At 71.6% G+C, this 16,725-nt stretch carries 20 protein-coding genes and 1 pseudogene; 10 read left to right on the plus strand and 11 right to left on the minus strand.

The window, feature by feature from the left end:
- Positions 1–42 precede the first annotated feature (42 nt).
- Entirely contained in the window at positions 43–771 is a 729-nt protein-coding gene (locus ASC56_RS02740) for a 1-acyl-sn-glycerol-3-phosphate acyltransferase (protein WP_055489477.1), read from the plus strand.
- 6 nt (positions 772–777) lie between these two features.
- Here ASC56_RS02740 and ASC56_RS02745 read toward each other — a convergent pair whose 3' ends face one another.
- From ASC56_RS02745 to ASC56_RS02760, 5 genes and pseudogenes are all read right to left on the minus strand, one after another.
- Complete coding sequence (locus ASC56_RS02745; RefSeq protein WP_055489478.1) at positions 778–1,470, minus strand: B3/4 domain-containing protein; 693 nt, start codon at positions 1,468–1,470, stop codon at positions 778–780.
- Positions 1,471–1,477: 7 nt separating this feature from the next.
- Positions 1,478–1,600: pseudogene (locus tag ASC56_RS41585) on the minus strand (transglutaminase); the annotation flags it as partial.
- A 79-nt stretch (positions 1,601–1,679) separates the two neighbouring features.
- Positions 1,680–2,750 carry a low specificity L-threonine aldolase gene (locus ASC56_RS02750; RefSeq protein ID WP_055489479.1) on the minus strand — a complete coding sequence of 357 codons (1,071 nt, stop codon included), beginning with the start codon at positions 2,748–2,750 and terminating at the stop codon, positions 1,680–1,682.
- Positions 2,747–3,499: an SDR family NAD(P)-dependent oxidoreductase gene (locus ASC56_RS02755; protein WP_055489480.1), complete on the minus strand. Its 753-nt coding sequence runs from the start codon at positions 3,497–3,499 to the stop codon at positions 2,747–2,749. Before ASC56_RS02755 ends, ASC56_RS02750 begins: the two co-directional genes overlap by 4 nt.
- Before the next feature lie 56 nt (positions 3,500–3,555).
- Positions 3,556–4,953 carry a DUF6421 family protein gene (locus tag ASC56_RS02760; RefSeq protein ID WP_055489481.1) on the minus strand — a complete coding sequence of 466 codons (1,398 nt, stop codon included), beginning with the start codon at positions 4,951–4,953 and terminating at the stop codon, positions 3,556–3,558.
- Positions 4,954–5,441: 488 nt separating this feature from the next.
- Here ASC56_RS02760 and ASC56_RS02765 point away from each other — a divergent pair, with 488 nt between their 5' ends.
- Positions 5,442–6,125, plus strand: coding sequence for a glycerophosphodiester phosphodiesterase family protein (locus ASC56_RS02765; RefSeq protein WP_055489482.1), 684 nt, complete (start codon positions 5,442–5,444; stop codon positions 6,123–6,125).
- 3 nt (positions 6,126–6,128) lie between these two features.
- On the opposite strand, the gene ASC56_RS02770 is transcribed toward ASC56_RS02765, so the two are convergent.
- Complete coding sequence (locus ASC56_RS02770) at positions 6,129–6,692, minus strand: GNAT family N-acetyltransferase (RefSeq protein ID WP_055489483.1); 564 nt, start codon at positions 6,690–6,692, stop codon at positions 6,129–6,131.
- 73 nt (positions 6,693–6,765) lie between these two features.
- Between ASC56_RS02770 and ASC56_RS02775 the strand changes: the two genes are divergently transcribed.
- Together ASC56_RS02775 and ASC56_RS02780 are read left to right on the plus strand one after the other, a co-directional pair.
- Positions 6,766–7,158, plus strand: coding sequence for a VOC family protein (locus ASC56_RS02775; RefSeq protein WP_055489484.1), 393 nt, complete (start codon positions 6,766–6,768; stop codon positions 7,156–7,158).
- 77 nt (positions 7,159–7,235) lie between these two features.
- Positions 7,236–8,000: a VOC family protein gene (locus ASC56_RS02780; RefSeq protein WP_055489485.1), complete on the plus strand. Its 765-nt coding sequence runs from the start codon at positions 7,236–7,238 to the stop codon at positions 7,998–8,000.
- A gap of 129 nt (positions 8,001–8,129) precedes the next feature.
- Here the strand turns inward: ASC56_RS02780 and ASC56_RS02785 are convergent, their stop codons facing one another.
- Together ASC56_RS02785 and ASC56_RS02790 are read right to left on the minus strand one after the other, a co-directional pair.
- Positions 8,130–8,690, minus strand: a complete 561-nt coding sequence (locus tag ASC56_RS02785) for a MarR family winged helix-turn-helix transcriptional regulator (protein WP_055489486.1) — start codon at positions 8,688–8,690, stop codon at positions 8,130–8,132.
- The gene (locus tag ASC56_RS02790) at positions 8,687–10,324 is read right to left on the minus strand and encodes an FUSC family protein (protein ID WP_055489487.1); all 1,638 of its coding nucleotides are present in this window, start codon (positions 10,322–10,324) and stop codon (positions 8,687–8,689) included. Before ASC56_RS02790 ends, ASC56_RS02785 begins: the two co-directional genes overlap by 4 nt.
- A gap of 174 nt (positions 10,325–10,498) precedes the next feature.
- Between ASC56_RS02790 and ASC56_RS02795 the strand changes: the two genes are divergently transcribed.
- From ASC56_RS02795 to ASC56_RS02810, 4 genes are all read left to right on the plus strand, one after another.
- On the plus strand, positions 10,499–11,044 hold the full coding sequence (locus tag ASC56_RS02795) for a DUF5134 domain-containing protein (RefSeq protein WP_055489488.1): 546 nt from the start codon (positions 10,499–10,501) through the stop codon (positions 11,042–11,044).
- A 101-nt stretch (positions 11,045–11,145) separates the two neighbouring features.
- Complete coding sequence (locus ASC56_RS02800; protein WP_055489489.1) at positions 11,146–12,081, plus strand: M56 family metallopeptidase; 936 nt, start codon at positions 11,146–11,148, stop codon at positions 12,079–12,081.
- A gap of 65 nt (positions 12,082–12,146) precedes the next feature.
- Positions 12,147–12,863: a phosphatase PAP2 family protein gene (locus tag ASC56_RS02805; protein ID WP_055489490.1), complete on the plus strand. Its 717-nt coding sequence runs from the start codon at positions 12,147–12,149 to the stop codon at positions 12,861–12,863.
- 32 nt (positions 12,864–12,895) lie between these two features.
- The gene (locus ASC56_RS02810) at positions 12,896–13,594 is read left to right on the plus strand and encodes an HAD family hydrolase (protein WP_055489491.1); all 699 of its coding nucleotides are present in this window, start codon (positions 12,896–12,898) and stop codon (positions 13,592–13,594) included.
- A 13-nt stretch (positions 13,595–13,607) separates the two neighbouring features.
- On the opposite strand, the gene ASC56_RS02815 is transcribed toward ASC56_RS02810, so the two are convergent.
- Both ASC56_RS02815 and ASC56_RS02820 read right to left on the minus strand, forming a co-directional pair.
- Positions 13,608–13,853, minus strand: a complete 246-nt coding sequence (locus tag ASC56_RS02815) for a DUF2630 family protein (RefSeq protein ID WP_055489492.1) — start codon at positions 13,851–13,853, stop codon at positions 13,608–13,610.
- Positions 13,854–13,897: 44 nt separating this feature from the next.
- Positions 13,898–14,521, minus strand: coding sequence for a TetR family transcriptional regulator (locus ASC56_RS02820; RefSeq protein ID WP_055489493.1), 624 nt, complete (start codon positions 14,519–14,521; stop codon positions 13,898–13,900).
- Positions 14,522–14,611: 90 nt separating this feature from the next.
- Here ASC56_RS02820 and ASC56_RS02825 point away from each other — a divergent pair, with 90 nt between their 5' ends.
- Together ASC56_RS02825 and ASC56_RS02830 are read left to right on the plus strand one after the other, a co-directional pair.
- The gene (locus tag ASC56_RS02825; protein ID WP_055489494.1) at positions 14,612–15,304 is read left to right on the plus strand and encodes an NAD(P)H-binding protein; all 693 of its coding nucleotides are present in this window, start codon (positions 14,612–14,614) and stop codon (positions 15,302–15,304) included.
- A 130-nt stretch (positions 15,305–15,434) separates the two neighbouring features.
- A complete protein-coding gene (locus ASC56_RS02830) occupies positions 15,435–16,118 on the plus strand; it encodes a TetR/AcrR family transcriptional regulator (protein WP_055489495.1) in 684 nt (227 codons plus the stop codon).
- Between the two features lie 49 nt (positions 16,119–16,167).
- Here the strand turns inward: ASC56_RS02830 and ASC56_RS02835 are convergent, their stop codons facing one another.
- Positions 16,168–16,629 carry a DUF6214 family protein gene (locus ASC56_RS02835; protein WP_055489496.1) on the minus strand — a complete coding sequence of 154 codons (462 nt, stop codon included), beginning with the start codon at positions 16,627–16,629 and terminating at the stop codon, positions 16,168–16,170.
- Positions 16,630–16,725: the final 96 nt, after the last annotated feature.

Here is a 16,725-nt window from a genome sequence, read left to right on the forward strand (position 1 = left end):
CGGGAGTCCCTTCCCAGGCAGAGAGAAGGGTCCGTCCCGTCTATGGCTGAGCTCGTCTACCGTCCCGTCATCGGTCTCGCCCTCACGATGTTCAAGGCATGGGACCTGAAGATCGACTGCAAGGGATCGGAGAACATCCCGCGCTCGGGCGGTGCGGTGCTGGTGAGCAACCACATCAGCTATCTGGACTTCATCTTCAGCGGTTTGGCGGCGCTCCCGCAGAAGCGGCTGGTGCGCTTCATGGCCAAGGAATCCGTTTTCCGGCACCGGATCTCCGGCCCGCTGATGCGCGCCATGAAGCACATTCCGGTGGACCGCAAGCAGGGAGAGACGGCGTACGCGCACGCGCTGGACTCGCTCAGGTCGGGCGAGGTGATCGGGGTCTTCCCAGAGGCCACGATCTCCCAGTCGTTCACGCTGAAGGGCTTCAAGTCGGGGGCCGTGCGCCTGGCCCAGGAGGCGGGCGTGCCGCTGGTGCCGATGGCGGTGTGGGGCACGCAGCGGCTGTGGACCAAGGGCCAACCGCGCAACTTCAAGCGCAGCCACACCCCGATCACGATCCGGGTCGGCGAGGCGATCGAGGCCCCGCGCGACACGTACGCGGGCGCCCTCACCCGCCAGCTGCGCGAGCGCGTCCAGGAGCTGCTGGAGGCCGCGCAGCGCGCCTACCCGGTACGCCCCAAGGGCCCGGACGACACCTGGTGGATGCCGGCCCACCTCGGCGGCACCGCGCCGACCGTGGAGCAGCTGCGCGCCGCCGAGGCGCACTGACGTACGTCAGGCGGGGGCGTGGACGGTGATCCGCGCCCCAGGGCTGAACTTCTCCAGCAGTTTGGCGAGTTCGGCACCGGCCTTCTCGACCTCGGCCACCGGCATCGGGGCGAGGCTCTCCAACAGGAAGAGCGCCGAGGTGGACTCCTCGGTGAGCCGGGTGCGCGGCCCCTGGCGCCAGTTCCAGCGGCGGCAGGTCACACCTGTCTCGTCACGCCAGACCACCTCACCGGCGTCCGGGTGCTCGACGGTCTCCTCGCCCGCCGCGACGGTCACGAAGTCCTCCTCCCCCGTGGCCCGCACGAGGCGCATGGCGCCCTGGATGCGGTCGAGGTCCTCGCCGCCGACCGGGATGAGATGGGCGACGCTGATCGCGTTGTACACGTCGACGAGCGCGTTGATCCGCGGCAGACCGGCATCCGACAGGGCCCGCTTCGCCAGCGCCTCGGCCGAGTTGCGGGTGCGGGACGGCTTGGCCCCGAAGGCCGTGTAGACCGCGCGCCACGCCGCCATGTGCGGGTCCTCGTGCGGGGCGCGCCCGCCCAGACGTGCGGCGAGCCGGCGAGCGGCGTCATCCAACAGGGCCGAAGTACCTTCGGAGCTGGGCCCGTTGACGAGTCCCTTCGCCTCGATCGCGACGTGCGCGAAGCCGGGCGCGAGGGCGCGCACCTCGTCGGACACGGTCAGGGTGAGTGTCATGGCCTGCCTAGAGTGCGGTGGGAAGCGTCTTCCGGAGGGTCGGCCGGTCGGGCGCGGCCTTGGGGACGCTCAGCACGACCGGATGAAGTTCAGCGTACAGGACTGGGTAGTCCACCTCACTGGACTGCGGAATGCGACCGACCGACAGTCAATGACTTTTCGATCGGCCGCATACCTATGCGGTCATCCCGGATGCTGTACGCCGGCGCCTACCGAGCCATCTCGTCCTTGAGTGCCGCCACGAACCGGTCCACGTCCTCCTCGGTCGTGTCGAAGGCGCACATCCAGCGGACAACGCCAGCGGCCTCGTCCCAGAAGTAGAAGCGGAAGCGCTTCTGCAGGCGCTCGCTCACGTCGTGCGGCAGGCGCGCGAAGACGCCGTTGGACTGCACCGGGTAGAGGATCTCCACACCGTGCACCGCGCGCACGCCCTCCGCCAGCCGCTGCGCCATCTCGTTGGCGTGGCGGGCGTTGCGCAGCCACAGGTCCTTGGCGAGCAGGGCCTCCAGCTGCACCGACACGAAGCGCATCTTGGAGGCGAGCTGCATGGAGAGCTTGCGCAGGTGCTTCATGTGGCTGACGGCGTCCTGGTTGATGACGACGACCGCCTCACCGAAGAGCGCGCCGTTCTTCGTCCCGCCGAGGGAGAGGATGTCGACGCCGACCGCGTTGGTGAACGTCCGCATCGGCACGTTCAGGGAGGCGGCCGCGTTGGCTATCCGGGAGCCGTCCAGATGGACCTTCATCCCGTGCGCGTGGGCGTGCTCGCAGATCGCACGGATCTCGTCGGGCGTGTAGACGGTGCCCAGTTCGGTGCTCTGGGCGATCGAGACGACCTGCGGCATCGCGCGGTGCTCGTCCTCCCAGCCGTACGCCTGCCGGTCGATCAGTTCAGGCGTGAGCTTGCCGTCGGAGGTGGACACGGTGAGCAGCTTGAGGCCGCCCATGCGCTCGGGGGCGCCGCCTTCGTCGACGTTGATGTGCGCGCTCTCGGCGCAGATCACCGCACCCCAGCGGTCGGTGACCGCCTGGAGCGCGACGACGTTCGCACCGGTGCCGTTGAAGACCGGGAAGGCCTCCGCCGTGGCGCCGAAGTGGCTGCGGACGATCTGCTGGAGGTTGTCCGTGTACGCGTCCTCGCCATAGGCGACCTGATGGCCGCCGTTGGCCACGGCCAGGGCGGCGAGCACCTCCGGGTGGGCCCCGGCGTAGTTGTCACTGGCGAAACCGCGGACCTCCGGGTCGTGATGGCGACGCGCGTCGGTCTTGGGAGGGTTCACGGCTTCTCGGTCAGCCACAGGCGGTTTCCGTTCACTTCGGCGGCGGGCTTCTCCCAGACTCCGGCGATGGCCTCGGCCAGGTCCTTGACGTCGGTGAAGCCCGCGAACTTCGCGTTGGGGCGCTCGGCGCGCATCGCGTCGTGCACCAACGCCTTGACGATCAGGACGGTGGCCGCCGAGGTCGGGCCGCCCTCGCCCCCGGCCTTGCGGAAGCCGTCGGCCATGGCCAGTGTCCAGGCCTCGGCGGCCGCCTTCGCGGCGGAGTACGCCGCGTTCCCGGCGGTCGGCTTGGTGGCGCCGGCGGCGCTGATCAGGACATAGCGGCCGCGGTCGCTGCGCTGGAGCGCGTCGAAGAAGGCGAGCGAGGTGTGCTGCACGGTGCGGATGAGCAGCTTCTCCAGCAGAGTCCAGTCGGCGAGCTCGGTGTCCGTGAAGGAGGCGCCGCCGCGCCAGCCGCCGACGAGATGGACCAGGCCGTCCACGCGACCGAAGTCCTTCTCGATGCGGCCCGCCCAGTCGCGGGTCGACTGCAGGTCGAGCAGGTCGACCGTCTCCCCCACGACGGTGGCGCCGCCGTGGGCGTAGCGTGCCGCGTCCACGGCCTCCGCCAGCCGCTGCGGGTCGTTGTCCGAGCCGACGACGGTCGCGCCCGCGTCGGCCAGCCGCTGCAGCGCCGCCCGGCCGGCGGGTCCCCCCGCGCCGGCCACCGCGATCACCGCGCCACTCAGTGCCCCGTTCCCGTTCCCCATGGTCCTCGCCTCCCGAGCAGCGTCCGCTGCATCACCCGTACGCACGGCGCGGGCGCTCACGCGGCGACCCGCTCGGCGGAGTCCGCGGTGATGCCCTTGGTGGAGGCGATCACGTTCTTGAGCTTCTTGGCGAGCGCCTCATAGAACATGCTCAGCGGAAACTCGTCCGCAAGCACGTCGTCCACGAGCTTACGCGGCGGCTGGGTCAGGTCCAGCGCGTCGGGGCCCTTGGCCCAGCGGGACGCCGGGTGCGGGGCGAGGTAGGTGGAGACCAGCTCGTACGCCTTGAACCAGTGGACGAGCTTGGGGCGGTCGATGCCCTCCCGGTACAGCGTCTCGATCTCACCGCACAGCTGGTTGGTGATCTGCGGGGCGCGCTGCCAGTCGATGAAGAGCTTGTTGTCGGTCCAGCGGACGACGTCGTGCTTGTGCAGGTAGGCGAAGAGCAACTGGCCGCCGAGGCCGTCGTAGTTGCGCACCCGCTCACCGGTGACCGGGAAGCGGAACATGCGGTCGAAGAGCACCGCGTACTGCACGTCACGGCCCTGCGGGAAGCCGTCGGCCTCCAGCTTCACGGCTTCCTTGAAGGCGGTGAGGTCACAGCGCAGCTCCTCCAGGCCGTACATCCAGAACGGCTGGCGCTGCTTGATCATGAACGGGTCGAACGGCAGGTCGCCATGGCTGTGGGTGCGGTCGTGCACCATGTCCCACAGCACGAAGGCCTGCTGGCAGCGCTCCTGGTCGTGGACCATCGCGGCGATGTCCTCGGGCAGGTCAAGGCCCAGGATGTCGACGGCGGCCGCGGTGACCCGGCGGAAGCGGGCGGCCTCGCGGTCGCAGAAGATGCCGCCCCAGGTGAAGCGCTCGGGGGCCTCGCGCACGGCGATGGTCTCCGGGAAGAGGACGGCCGAGTTGGTGTCGTAGCCGGCGGTGAAGTCCTCGAAGGTGATGCCGCAGAACAGCGGGTTGTCGTACCGGGTGGCCTCCAGGTCGGCGAGCCAGTCGGGCCAGACCATACGCAGGACGACCGCTTCCAGGTTGCGGTCGGGGTTGCCGTTCTGCGTGTACATCGGGAAGACCACCAGGTGCTGGAGCCCGTCCCGGCGGTTCGCAGCGGGCTGGAAGGCCAGCAGCGAGTCCAGGAAGTCGGGCACCTCGAAGCCCTCGTCGGCCCACCGGCGCAGATCCTTCACCAGCGCCTCGTGATAGGCGGCGTCGTGCGGCAGCAGCGGGGAGAGCTCCTCCACGGCGTGCACCACACGACGTACGGCGAGCTCGGCGTCCGCGGGGTCCGGCGCGTCCTCGGCATCGAAGGCGATGGAGCCGTCCTTGGTCTGCCATGGCCGGATCTGTTCCACGGCATCCTTGAGCACGTGCCAAGCAGGGTGCTCGACCACCCTGTCCTGGGGAGGAACCTGCTCCTCCGAAGCCACCTGCACAAGAATTTCCGTCATGACCCATCCTCCACGGGAGTACCTCTCGTACGGACACCGTATGCGTCCGAGCTTTCTCCCAGCAAGAGGACCATCGGGAAATTATCCTGTCCGACACCGGCGACACCGCCCATTTTCCTGCCGGGCGCCGCGGACTCGACGACATCCACTTCATGCCGCGGCGCCGTGCGGGAGCCGCTCGACGGCCGTACGAGCGGCTCCCGCGCGCCGGAGCGGGGCGGCCGATGGCCACGAAGTGGCGGACGGCAGACGGTCGAAGTTCGGCCATCGGCGCCGTCAGGCGGCGCGGTCAACACCTACGTGACGCGCCCACCCAGGGGTGACGCACGGTCGGCCCTGCGGTGCTGATTCGCGCCGCGCCGTGCGCCCATTGCCGCGTGTACGAGCGGGTTCAGCCCGCGGCCGGGCCACTAGGCTGCGGCCGAGCCGCGCCGGTACGGGAGCGCCGCGCGGCAGCCGAGCCGCCGTCGACGGAAGCGAGATGAACCTTGAACTTCCTCACCATCGGTCACCGCGGAGTCATGGGCGTCGAACCCGAGAACACCCTCCGGTCCTTCGTCGCCGCCGAGCGCGCGGGCCTCGACCTGATCGAACTGGATCTGCATCTGAGCAAGGACGGCGCCCTCGTGGTCATGCACGACGCCGAGGTGGACCGGACGACCGACGGTACGGGGCCGATCGCCGAGAAGACCCTCGCCGAGCTGCGCGCGCTCGACGCGGGCGGCGGTGAACGCGTCCCCGTCTTCGAGGAGGTTCTGGACGCGGTGAAGGCCCCGCTCCAGGCGGAGATCAAGGACGTGGCGGCGGCGCGGACACTGGCCGAGGTGATGCACCGCCGGGACCTGGTCGGCCGGGTCGAGGTGCTGTCCTTCCACGACGAGGCGATCGCCGAGATCGCGCGGCTCGTACCGGGCGTGCGCACCGCGCTGGTCGCCAGTCGCTATGGCACCGAGGTCGTGGAGCGCGCCGTCGGCGCCGGTGCCGGAACCCTCTGCCTCAACATCCGCAGGCTGACCCTCGAAATCGTCGAGCACGCGCGCAAGGCGGACCTGAGGGTCATGGGCTGGGTCGTGAACACCCAGGACGACCTGCGGCTGGTTCGCGCCCTGCAGCTCGACGGTGCGACCACCGACTACCCGGACATCAAGCGCACCGGCCGCTTCACCGCGTGAACGTCAGGCCCGAGGTTGCACCAGCGGCTTGACCAGCAGCTCGAACTGCAGGTCGTCGCGCTGCGGGACGCCGAAGCGATCGTCGCCGTACGGGAAGGGGGTCATCCGTCCCGTACGGCGGTAGCCGCGCCGCTCGTACCAGGCGATGAGGTCGTCCCGTACGGAGATCACGGTCATGTGCATCTCCGAGACACCCCAGGCGGAGCGGGCCGCCCGCTCCGCCTCGGCGATGACCGCCTTGCCGAGGCCCTCGCCCTGGAGCGCGGGGCTGACCGCGAACATGCCGAAGTACGCGTGCTCACCCCGGTGTTCGAGCTGGCAGCAGGCGACGATCGTCCCGTCGCGCTCGACGGTGAGCAGCCGGCTGTCGGGCGCCTTGATGACCTCGAGCACGCCCTCGGCGTCGGTCCGCTGCCCCTTCAGGATGTCCGCCTCGGTGGTCCAGCCCGCCCGGCTGGAGTCGCCGCGGTACGCCGACTCGATCAGCTCGACCAGCGCGTCGACATCGGCGTCGGTGGCGTCACGGAAGGTCGGTCCGGTCGTCGCGGTGGCGACGGCTCTGTGCATGAGCTTGCTTCTCCAGTTCGGTCGCGCGGCGCGGGCATCGTCGAGGGTAACCCTCCCGCTAGGGTGCGTTTGCATGGTCCACGTACTGAGCAGCCGCACCCTCCTGCGGCCCACCGACCCGGAGCGCTCCCGCGCCTTCTACGGCGGGCAACTCGGCCTCCCGGTCTACCGCGAGTTCGGGACGGGGCCCGAGCGCGGGACCGTGTACTTCCTCGGTGGCGGCTTCCTGGAGGTGGCCGGCCGCGGCGACGCTCCGCCCTCCCCCGCGCTGAAGCTCTGGCTGCAGGTGCCGGACGTCGAAGCCGCGCACCGGGAGCTGGCCGACGCCGGGGTCGCGATCGTGCGGCCGCCCGTGAAGGAGCCGTGGGGTCTGATCGAGATGTGGATCGAGGACCCGGACGGTACGGAGATCGTGCTCGTGGAGATCCCGGCCGACCATCCCCTGCGCTACCGCCCGGGTATCTGATGCCGCCGACCAGGCGCGGGCTTAGCCTGCTGAGGGGGACGCTCGTGGTGGGAGGCACCTGTGGTGGGAGGCACCTGATGAAGCTCGACAAGCCGGTGACCGGCGGACCCTGCTGGACGGAGCTCGGCACCAGCGATCTGGAGGCTGCCAAGCGGTTCTACGCCGATCTGTTCGGCTGGCGCCCGGAGACCGACCCGCGGCAGGAGGCGGGAGGCTACACGATCGCGTACCTCGGCGACGCTCCGGTCGCGGCCCTCAGCCCGCTGTACCAGGAGCCGCAGCCGGTCGCCTGGAACGTGTCGTTCGCGGTGGCCGACGCGGACGCGACGGCCGAGGCGGTGCGGGCGGCCGGCGGCACATTGGTCCTGGGTCCGATGGACGTCTTCGACGCGGGCCGGTTCGCGGTCGCGCTCGACCCGGGCGGCGCGGCCTTCCAGCTGTGGCAGCCTCGGACGTTTCCCGGCGCGGGAGTGTTCAACGCGCCGGGTTCGCTCGGCTGGGTGGAGCTGCTGACCCGCGAGCCGGAGAGGGTCACCGACTTCTACACGACGGTCTTCGGCTGGACCGTGAACGCTTCCGAGAACTACACGCAGTGGGGAATCGACGGTGCCGACTTCGGCGGCATGCTGGTCATGGGCGACCGGTTCCCGCCCGAGGTGCCGTCGCACTGGCTGCCGTACTTCGCGGTCGAGGACGTGGACGCCACGGCATCCGCCGCGACACGGGCGGGTGCGAGCGTCCTGATGGAACCGACTTCGGTCCCGGACGGCCCGCGCATCGCCGTTCTCAAGGACCCGCAGGGCGCGGTGTTCGGCATCCATGTCGCGGGCCAGGAGGGCTAGGGGCCGCCGGCCGGGGATTCCTCGCCTCCTGCCAGTCGCTGCCGGTGACGCTGACGGAGGGCGTGAAAGAAGGTGCGCCCTCCGGCCGGTGTCGACGGCCGAAGATCGCGAAGTTACCGACGTGCGCGGTCAGCCGCGCGGGACGCCGAGCCGCCCCTCCAGCTGGATGAGCAACTCGCCGAGCAGTGTGGCGAGTTGGCGCTGTCCTTCGTCGTCGAGGCCGGACAGCACCGCCGACTCGTACGAGAGCTGCTCGGGCAGGATCGCGTCGACGAGGTCGCGCCCCGCATCCGTCAGACGGACGTGGGCGACGCGTCGGTCACGGGTGTCACCGCGTCGCTCGACCAGGCCGCGTTCGGTGAGGTGCTTGAGGCGTTTGGTGACGGCGGCGCCGGAGGAGAACGTCTCACGGGCGATCTCACCGGGAGTCAGCTCATGGCCGGTGCGCCGCAGCGTGCCCAGCACGTCGAACTCGGGCCGGGTCAGCCCGGCGCGGCGCAGCGGCGCGTCCTCGGCCTGCTGCAGAAGCGCGGCACAGCGGTTGACGCGGCCGATGATCTCCATGGGGCCGGTGTCGATGTCGGGGCGGACGGCCCGCCACTGGCGCACCACGGCGGCGACCGTGTCGTCCGCCGCGGCACGCCCGGCCGGGCCGCTCCCGGTCCCCGCCCATCCGTTCGCTGCCGTCATGCCCGTGCGCCTTCCGATGTGTGCAGTCCCTGCCGTCGTACCGTCGCGGCGAGCGTACGGTGTCCGGCCTGTTCGGCGCGCAGCACCCGCTCCTCCGGGAGGGCCCGCTGCCACCACTCCCCGGCCGCGGCGTCGGCCGTGCTGCGCAGTTCCACGAGCGCGGCGGCCAGACCCCGGCGTGCGGCCTCCAGGGCACCGGGCGCGGGGCGCTCCGTTGCCACGACCCGGGCCGCATACGCGCGGGCGTGCTCCACGGCGGCGAGCGCGCGCTCGAGGCGGTCGCCCGCGCGCCGGTTGGTGACCGCGACCGCGGCGACGAAGCCGGCCAGCGCCCCGATGAGGGTGTCCACGACCCGGTCCGCCATCAGCCCGGCGGGCTGCTGGTAGCGGGCGAACTCGGTGATGAGCAGGGCCATCGGGGTCACACAGACGCTGCCGAGCCAGTAGTTGCGGCTGATCAGCGCCTCGGCGCCGAAGTTGAGGGCGAGGCCGCACAGCACGAGGGCCGGCTGGCCGAGATGGGCGAGCGGGGCGATGGCCGCGAACAGCAGGACGCCGACGAGGTTGCCGACGACGCGCTGGATGCCGCGGCCCCAGGTGAGGGTGACGTTGGCCTGGTAGAGCGAGGCGGCGGTGACCAGCGCCCAGTACGGGCGGCCGACACCGAACGCGAGCGAGGCGTATCCGGCGAGGGCGCAGCCGAGCGCGGTGCGCAGGGCGATGGGGGCGAGCGGGACGAGCCGGCGACGCAACGGACGCCGCGGAGAGTCGAGTTCGGCCTCCACGCCGAGGAGTTCGCCGGCGGCCTCGCCGAGGTCGTCCGGCTGCGGCACGGGCCCGGTGCCCCGCAGGGTGCGGGCCCAGCCGAGCAGCCGCTCGGGGTCGCTGTCGGCGGGCGCCGCGAGCGCGACCTCGGCGCGCACGACGAGCCGCTCCAGGGCGCGCCGGGGCGCGGAGCGCGCGCCGGTGGACAGCAGCGACTGCCATGCGGTGTGCACGGCCGCCGCGGCGCCGGCCCGAGCGGCGGCTCCCCCGGTCTCGGCGAACGCCGCTGCCGCGCTCAGGGCGTGGGCGGTGGCGCGGCGCTCGGGTCCGTGCGGACGCAGGAGACCGGGGGCCATGCCCACGATCCAGGACCAGGCACCCGCCGCGGCGGCCAGGGCGAGATGACCGGGAACGTGGCCGACGGCCTCCGGAGCGAACAGAGAGGCCGACGTGATGAAGGTGAAGATCACATTGCCCGGCGGTCCGATACGGGTGGCGTCGCAGAGCGCCTTGTGCACGGCTGCGAGCACGGCACCGACGGCCACCAGCACCACGGCGTTCCTGGTGAGCGACGCGGCGACCAGGGCGACGGCGAGGCCGCCGAGCATGCCGAGGACGACCCCTGCGAGGACGCGGGCCCGTGCCGCGTACGGGCGGTGGTGGGCGTAGAGGGCGCACAGGGACCCCGCCATCGTGTAGACCGCGAGGTCGAGGCGGCCGAGGGCGAGCAGCGTGACGTTCGGCGGGGCGACCGCGGCGACCACGCTCAGGGCCGGCTTGAACCAGATGTCGGAGGGCCTGCCGAGGCGCAGAAGGCCGGAGAGGGGGAGAGGGCGCACACGGGAGGTTCTGGAGGTCGCACTGCTCATACCCTTAAGCTTAGTATGTGTTTTACTCTTAAAAAATCTGCCTTCACCCCGATGCCTCGACCTGTCCCCACCCCCCGCGCTCCCCCCGCGTACCCCTGTGCGCTTGCTTGCGCACCGGCCGTGACGGGCATGCCCCCTGCGACCGTCCGAGACCGTCGAGCGGGGAGGTGCGCGATGCACGGACCGGCTTCGCCCGGCTGGCTGCTCGTCGCGCTGTGCGCGGCGACCGGTGCCTACTGCCTGCTGCGTATGCGCAGCAGCGTGGCGGAACAGCGCAGGGCCGCGGGTGGCGAGGCGCTCATGGGGTTCGGGATGGCGGTGATGGCAGTCCCTGCGGCAGCCGCCGTACCGCCGCGAGAGGCCTGGATCGGCTACGGGGCGGTGTTCGGCGTGGCGGCCGTGCGTGCGCTGTGGGCCTCCCGCACGAGCGCACACCATCTGCACCATCTGATGGGCGCGTTCGCGATGGTGTACATGGCGGCGGCGATGGCCGCTTCCCCGGGACACCACGGACATGACGGCGTTCCTGTGGTGACCGGCGTGTTCCTGCTCTACTTCGCGGGCTACGTACTGTGGTCCGGACTGCGGCTGGTGCCGGTCACGGCGGTGGCCACCGCCGGGGGCGGGCACCCCGCCGGCTGGGGCGACCGGCCCGAACTGGCACGCGCGTGCCGTCTGTCGATGGCGATCGGGATGCTGGCGATGCTCCTCACGCTGTGAGGAGAGCGCCGTGCGCCGACACCGTACGAAACCGTGGCGTGCGTCACTTTGACTCGACAGTGCGTATCCCGTGGCGCCGCCCGGCTCATAGGCTTCGGCCCATGATGGTCCCCGCGGCACTGCTGCTGCTCGCCGCCCTGACCGCCGTCCTTGCTCCGCGGCTGCTCGCCCGGGCGGACTGGCCGGACCGGGAACCGGTGGTCGCCCTGTGGATGTGGCAGTGCGTGGTGGCGGCCGTACTGGTGTGCTGCGCGCTGTCGATGACGCTGAGCGCGGCCGCCGCCTGGGTGGCCGTACGGGGCCATGTGTTCGCGTCCGCGCCGCAGGCGGTGGTGGACGCCTATGCGCTGAGCACCGGGAGCCCGTGGGCCGCGACCACCGCCGTGGCTCTCGCGTGCGGCGGAGTGTGGAGCGCCGCGATGCTGGTCCGGGAGATCGCCCGAGCCCGGGCACGACACCGGCAGAGCCGGGCCGAACTGCGCCTGCTGGCCCCGTTGTTGCCCGGCGAGAAGCCCGTCGGCGACCGGCTGGTGGTCCTGGAGGGGGAGCGCCCTGACGCCTGGTGGCTGACCGGGCCCACACCCCAACTGGTCATCACCACGGCCGCGTTGCGTCGGCTCAAGGGCAGGCAGCTGGACGCGGTGCTCGCCCATGAACAGGGCCATGCGCGGGCCCGGCACGACTGGCTGCTGCACTCCTCCGCCGCATTGGCCAACGGATTTCCGCAGGTGCCGGTCTTCGCGGCGTTCCGCGACGAGATGCACCGGCTGGTCGAACTCGCCGCCGACGACATGGCGTCGCGCCGCCACGGCCGCCTCACGACCGCGCTCGCGCTGGTGGAACTCAACGAGGACCGGGGCGTGTTCGGGCCCTGCCCCACCCCGCAGGCCCATGTCCCGCAGCGCGTCCACCGCCTTCTCACTCCCCCGGACCGGCTCCCGGCGGCGCACCGGCTGCGGCTGACGGCGACCGCGGCACTGGTTCCGGTGATTCCGGTGCTGGTGACGTTCCTACCGGGGCTGCGGGCACTGGGATAGCGACCGGCCACGGGGGCACCCGTTCCTGGTTGGCCCCGCCCCCTCGTATCCTCCAGGATCACGCCATGCACCACGCACTTGTCGCATCACCGCTCCACCGGCCGAGCCCGCGGGCCGCCGCGCTGACCGCGGTCGCCCTGGCCGTCCCGTCCGTGCTGCTGCTGGTCCTGGTCGCCGTCTCCTGGCATCCGCTCCTGGCGCTGGACGGGGACATCGCGCGCACCATGCACCGCTGGGCGATCGGCCACCCGGGCCTCACCCACACCTTCCGCATCCTGACGGACTGGGTGTGGGACCCGCTGACGATGCGCATCCTGTGCGCGGCGGCCGTGGTCTGGCTGCTGTGGCGGCACCGGGCGTGGCCCCTCGCGCTGTGGGTGGCCGCCACCTGCGCGCTGGCCGCGCTGGTGCAGCAGTCCCTCAAGATGGCCGTCGGCCGGGCACGCCCCGTGTGGCCCGATCCCGTCGACTCCGCCCACTACGGGGCCTTCCCCTCCGGACACGCCATGACGGCGACGGTGGTGTGCGGCCTGCTGCTGTGGCTCCTGCACCGGTACGGCGCCGGGCGCGTCCTGTGGCGCCCGGCCGTCCTGGTGGCCGTGGTCTCCGTCGTGGGCGTCGGACTGACCAGGGTCTGGCTCGGCGTGCACTGGCCGTCGGACGTGCTGGGCGGCTGGCTGATCGGGGCTCTGCTGGTCGCGATCGCGGTGGCCTCGTACGAGCGGTGGAGCGCGCCGGCGGAGCAACCGGCCCCGTCCGAAGGGCGTTCCGCGCGTCCTTGACCCGGGGGAGCGCGTCGCGAAGGATCGGCCCCATGGCGATCAAAGGCGTGCTCTTCGACTTCTCCGGGACCCTCTTCCGCATCGAGTCGGCCGCATCGTGGCTGAGCGCGGTGCTGACGGAAGCCGATGTCCCCCTGACCGATGCGGAATTGGTCCACACGGCCCAGCGGTTGGAGTCGGCGGGCGCGCTGGCCGGCGGCGCCTTCCCCGCGGAGCCGCTGCCCGACGACCTCGCCGCGCTGTGGGCGGTCCGGGACCGCAGCGCCGAGGCGCACCGGGCCGCGTACACCGCTCTGTCCCGTCGGGTGGCGTTGCCGGACCCGCGGCTCCACGAGGCGCTCTACGACCGCCATATGACCCCCGCCGCCTGGCGGCCCTACCCCGACACGGCCGAGGTGCTCGGCGCGTTGCGCGGGCGCGGGGTGGCCGTCGGCGTGGTGAGCAACATCGGCTGGGACCTGCGGCCGATCTTCCGCGAGCACGGCATCGACCCGTACGTCGACGCGTATGTGCTGTCGTACGAACACGGCATCCAGAAGCCCGACACCCGGCTGTTCGCCGTCGCCTGCGACGCGCTCGGCGTCGCCCCCGAGGACACTCTGATGGTGGGCGACGACCGCCGCGCGGACGGCGGTGCGGCGGACCTGGGCTGCGCGGTGCACTTCGTCGACCACCGTCCGGTGGAGGAGCGTCCGGACGGACTGCGGCCCGTGCTGGAGCTGATCGGCTGAGCGTCCGGGCCGCTCAGCCCTCGTAGTCCTCGACCTGCGACGCCGGGCGGACCCGGGCGTCGTCCGGGTTCTCGCCGAACTCGGCCTTCGCGCGGCGCTGGCGCAGCAGGTCCCAGCACTGGTCCAGCGCGCGTTCGAGGTCGGCGAGCCGCTCGTGTTCCGTCTCGGTGTCGACCTGGCCGGACGCCACCCCCTCGCGCAGGGCGCGCTCCTCGTCCACCATCGCCGTGATCCTGGCCAGGATCTGCTCTTGATCCATGTCCGTTGCGCCTCCTCGGGGCTGGTGCCCACTCTAGGGACGGTTCAGCGGCTGTGCGACATCTGTGCCGGGGGCCTGGGCGTGTGCGGACGGCCGTGCAGCGCGGCGCGCAGGGCCGGGCCCAGGATCCGGCGTACGTCCGCCGTGTCCAGCGCGACCACCGGGGCCAGTGGGTTCAGATAGCGGGTGAAGATCAGGCCGCCGATGACGGCGACCGCGGCCGTGGCCCGTTGCGTGGCGTCACGGCCGCCGAGGTGCTCGGCGATCCGGCCGAGCACCTCGCGCTCCAGGAACTCGCGGAACACCCGCATCACGTCCTCGTCCCGCAGCGCCGTGCCGTCCATCGCCGAGAAGCCGGTGCCGGACGGGTCCTCCCAGAGGGCGGTGACGGCGTCCAGAAGACGGTCGGCGAGACCGGCCGGATCGCCCTCCAGGGCGCTCACGATCGCGTTCGACCGGCCGCAGCGCAAATTCATCGACTCGCCGAACAGCCCCTGTTTCGAGCCGAAGTGGTAGCTGATGAGCGCCACGTCGACATCGGCCTCGGCGGCGACCGCGCGCAGGGTCGTGCCCTGGTAGCCGCGCTCCAGGAAGAGGGCCTGGGCGACGCGGGCGATACGGGCCTTGGTGGCGGGGCGGCCCGGCGGACGGCCACGGTTTTTATTCATCACCGTTGAATATCCCGGCCGCGGACGCCAGCGTCAAGGCGTCAACGAACCACCCTTCCCGACGAACCACCCTTCCCCAGGAGAGAAGTCATGCGCATCGTCGTCTTCGGAGCCGGCGGACCCACCGGGCACGAGCTGGTCGCCCAGGCACTGGCGGCCGGGCACGAGGTGACCGCGGTGACCCGTCGGCCGCATCTGGTGACCGCGCGCGCGGGCCTGACCGTCGCCGACGCCGACGCCACGGACGCGGACGCCGTCGACGCGGTGGTCGAGGGCGCCGACGCCGTGCTGTCCGCGCTGGGGGTCCGCCCCGGGCGGGCACCGGTGACCCTGTACTCGACGGCAGCCCGGACGATCTCGGAGGCGATGGGGCGGCACGGCGTGCAGCGGTTGATCGCCGTCAGCTCCAGCGTCCTCGACCCGGCCTGGCGGCCGAGCGGAGCGTTCTTCTTCAACCATGTGCTCGACCCTTGTGTGAACCGGGTGATCGCCCGCACCGCGCACGACGACATGCGCCGTATGGAGGCCGTGCTCCGGCAGAGCGCTCTGGCCTGGACGGTCGTCCGCCCCTCCGGACTCTTCGACCATCCGGAGCCGACCCGCTACCTGGTGGCCGAGGGCAGCGCGGACGGCGTGTTCACGGCACGGGCCGATCTCGCGGCCTGCATGCTGCGGGAACTGGCCGGCGAACGGTTTGTGCGCAAGGCGATGGGAGTGGTCACGAAGGAGGTGAAGCCCAGTATTCCCCGGATGGTCTGGCGCGAGGCCGTCCGCCGGCGGTAGCACCGGCGGCCGCCCTGGACCATCCCCCGCGTGGCCCAGGGCAGACGCCACCCGCAGCCCTCCCGTGAGGACGGGCCCGGGATCGCGTTGAGTATAGTTGGCTGACAGCCAGTCAACGCAGGAGTCCAGCATGTCCCCGCGCAGCGCCTCGGTCAATGAAGAATTGCGGCGGCGTTCCCGCGAGCGGCTTCTGCAGGCCGCGGTCGAACTGGTCGGCGAACGGGGATATGACGCGACGACACTCGGCGACATCGCGGACCGCGCCGGCTCCGCCCGGGGCCTGGTGTCGTACTACTTCCCGGGCAAACGCCAGCTCCTGCAGTCGGCCGTGCACCGGATGATGCACCGCACCCTGGAGGAGGCGCTGGAGCGCGAGCCGCGTACCGAGGACGGGCAGGAGCGCATGGCGCGGGCCATCGACGCGATTCTGGGTCTGACCGTCCATCACCCGGTGCTCATGCGCCAGCACATGGCCGGAATTCTACAGGCCGAGGGATTCGTGCAGTGTCCCGAGCAGCAGCGGTTGGCGGAGCTGCTGAGGGACACGGTCGCCCGGCGCGGGTCGACGGACGCCGGCACCGACTACCCGATGCTGCGGGCGCTGTTGATGGGAGCGGTCTACGCGGCCCTGGTGCCGGGTGTTCCGATGCCGCTGCCCGTCCTGCGGGCCGAGCTGTTCCAACGGTACGGCCTGGACTGGGAGATGGGCGCCCCACCGGCCCCCGAGGGAGCCGAGGAGGCGTACGACGCGGATCTGTCCCGGTTCTTCGCGACGGAGAGCCGCTCCCCGGAGGGCAGCGTTCAACCGAAGTAGTCGGCGTTCGTCCAAGGCGACAGGCAGCGGCTCGGCGTGAGGGACCCGCTCAGCGCCGTGCGTGACGGGGCGTCAGAAGCCCTGCGTCGCGCGCTCCCGCGATCAGTCTCAGCGATCTGCGGCGACTGCGGCCCGTCGCGCCCATCACCGCGAAGACGGGGTCGACGCCCGCCCTCTGGGCCGCGAGGTACTCGTCGGCGACGAGGCGCCACCCCTCGATACCGGACGGCCAGGCGGGGCGGTCGCTCCCCGTGGCCCCGACCGGAGCGCGCGACGGCCCGGCCCCCATGCCGCACACCTCCATCAGCGGTTCCTCGATCCAGTCGACGAGCGCCGCCAGATCGTCGAGCGACAGGGGCGGCTGCGCCCGTACCTCCTCGATCGCCACGCATCCGCCGGCCACCACGGCGAGGACGTCCACCCATCCCTCATCCGGCAGGTCGAGCCGGACGGCGAACCATGACGTGACGTTCCCGTGCTCCCGCACCTCCCACGCGGGCCATACGGACACCGCCCCGTCTTGTCGGGATCGGTCAGGAAAATCCTGAAAGGACACTTCCAGCACATACGCAACGTAAGCGAGTGATCACATACCATGCGTAGAGCC

Origin of the sequence: Streptomyces sp. TP-A0356, from assembly GCF_001417775.1 — a bacterium.
GTDB lineage: Bacteria > Actinomycetota > Actinomycetes > Streptomycetales > Streptomycetaceae > Streptomyces.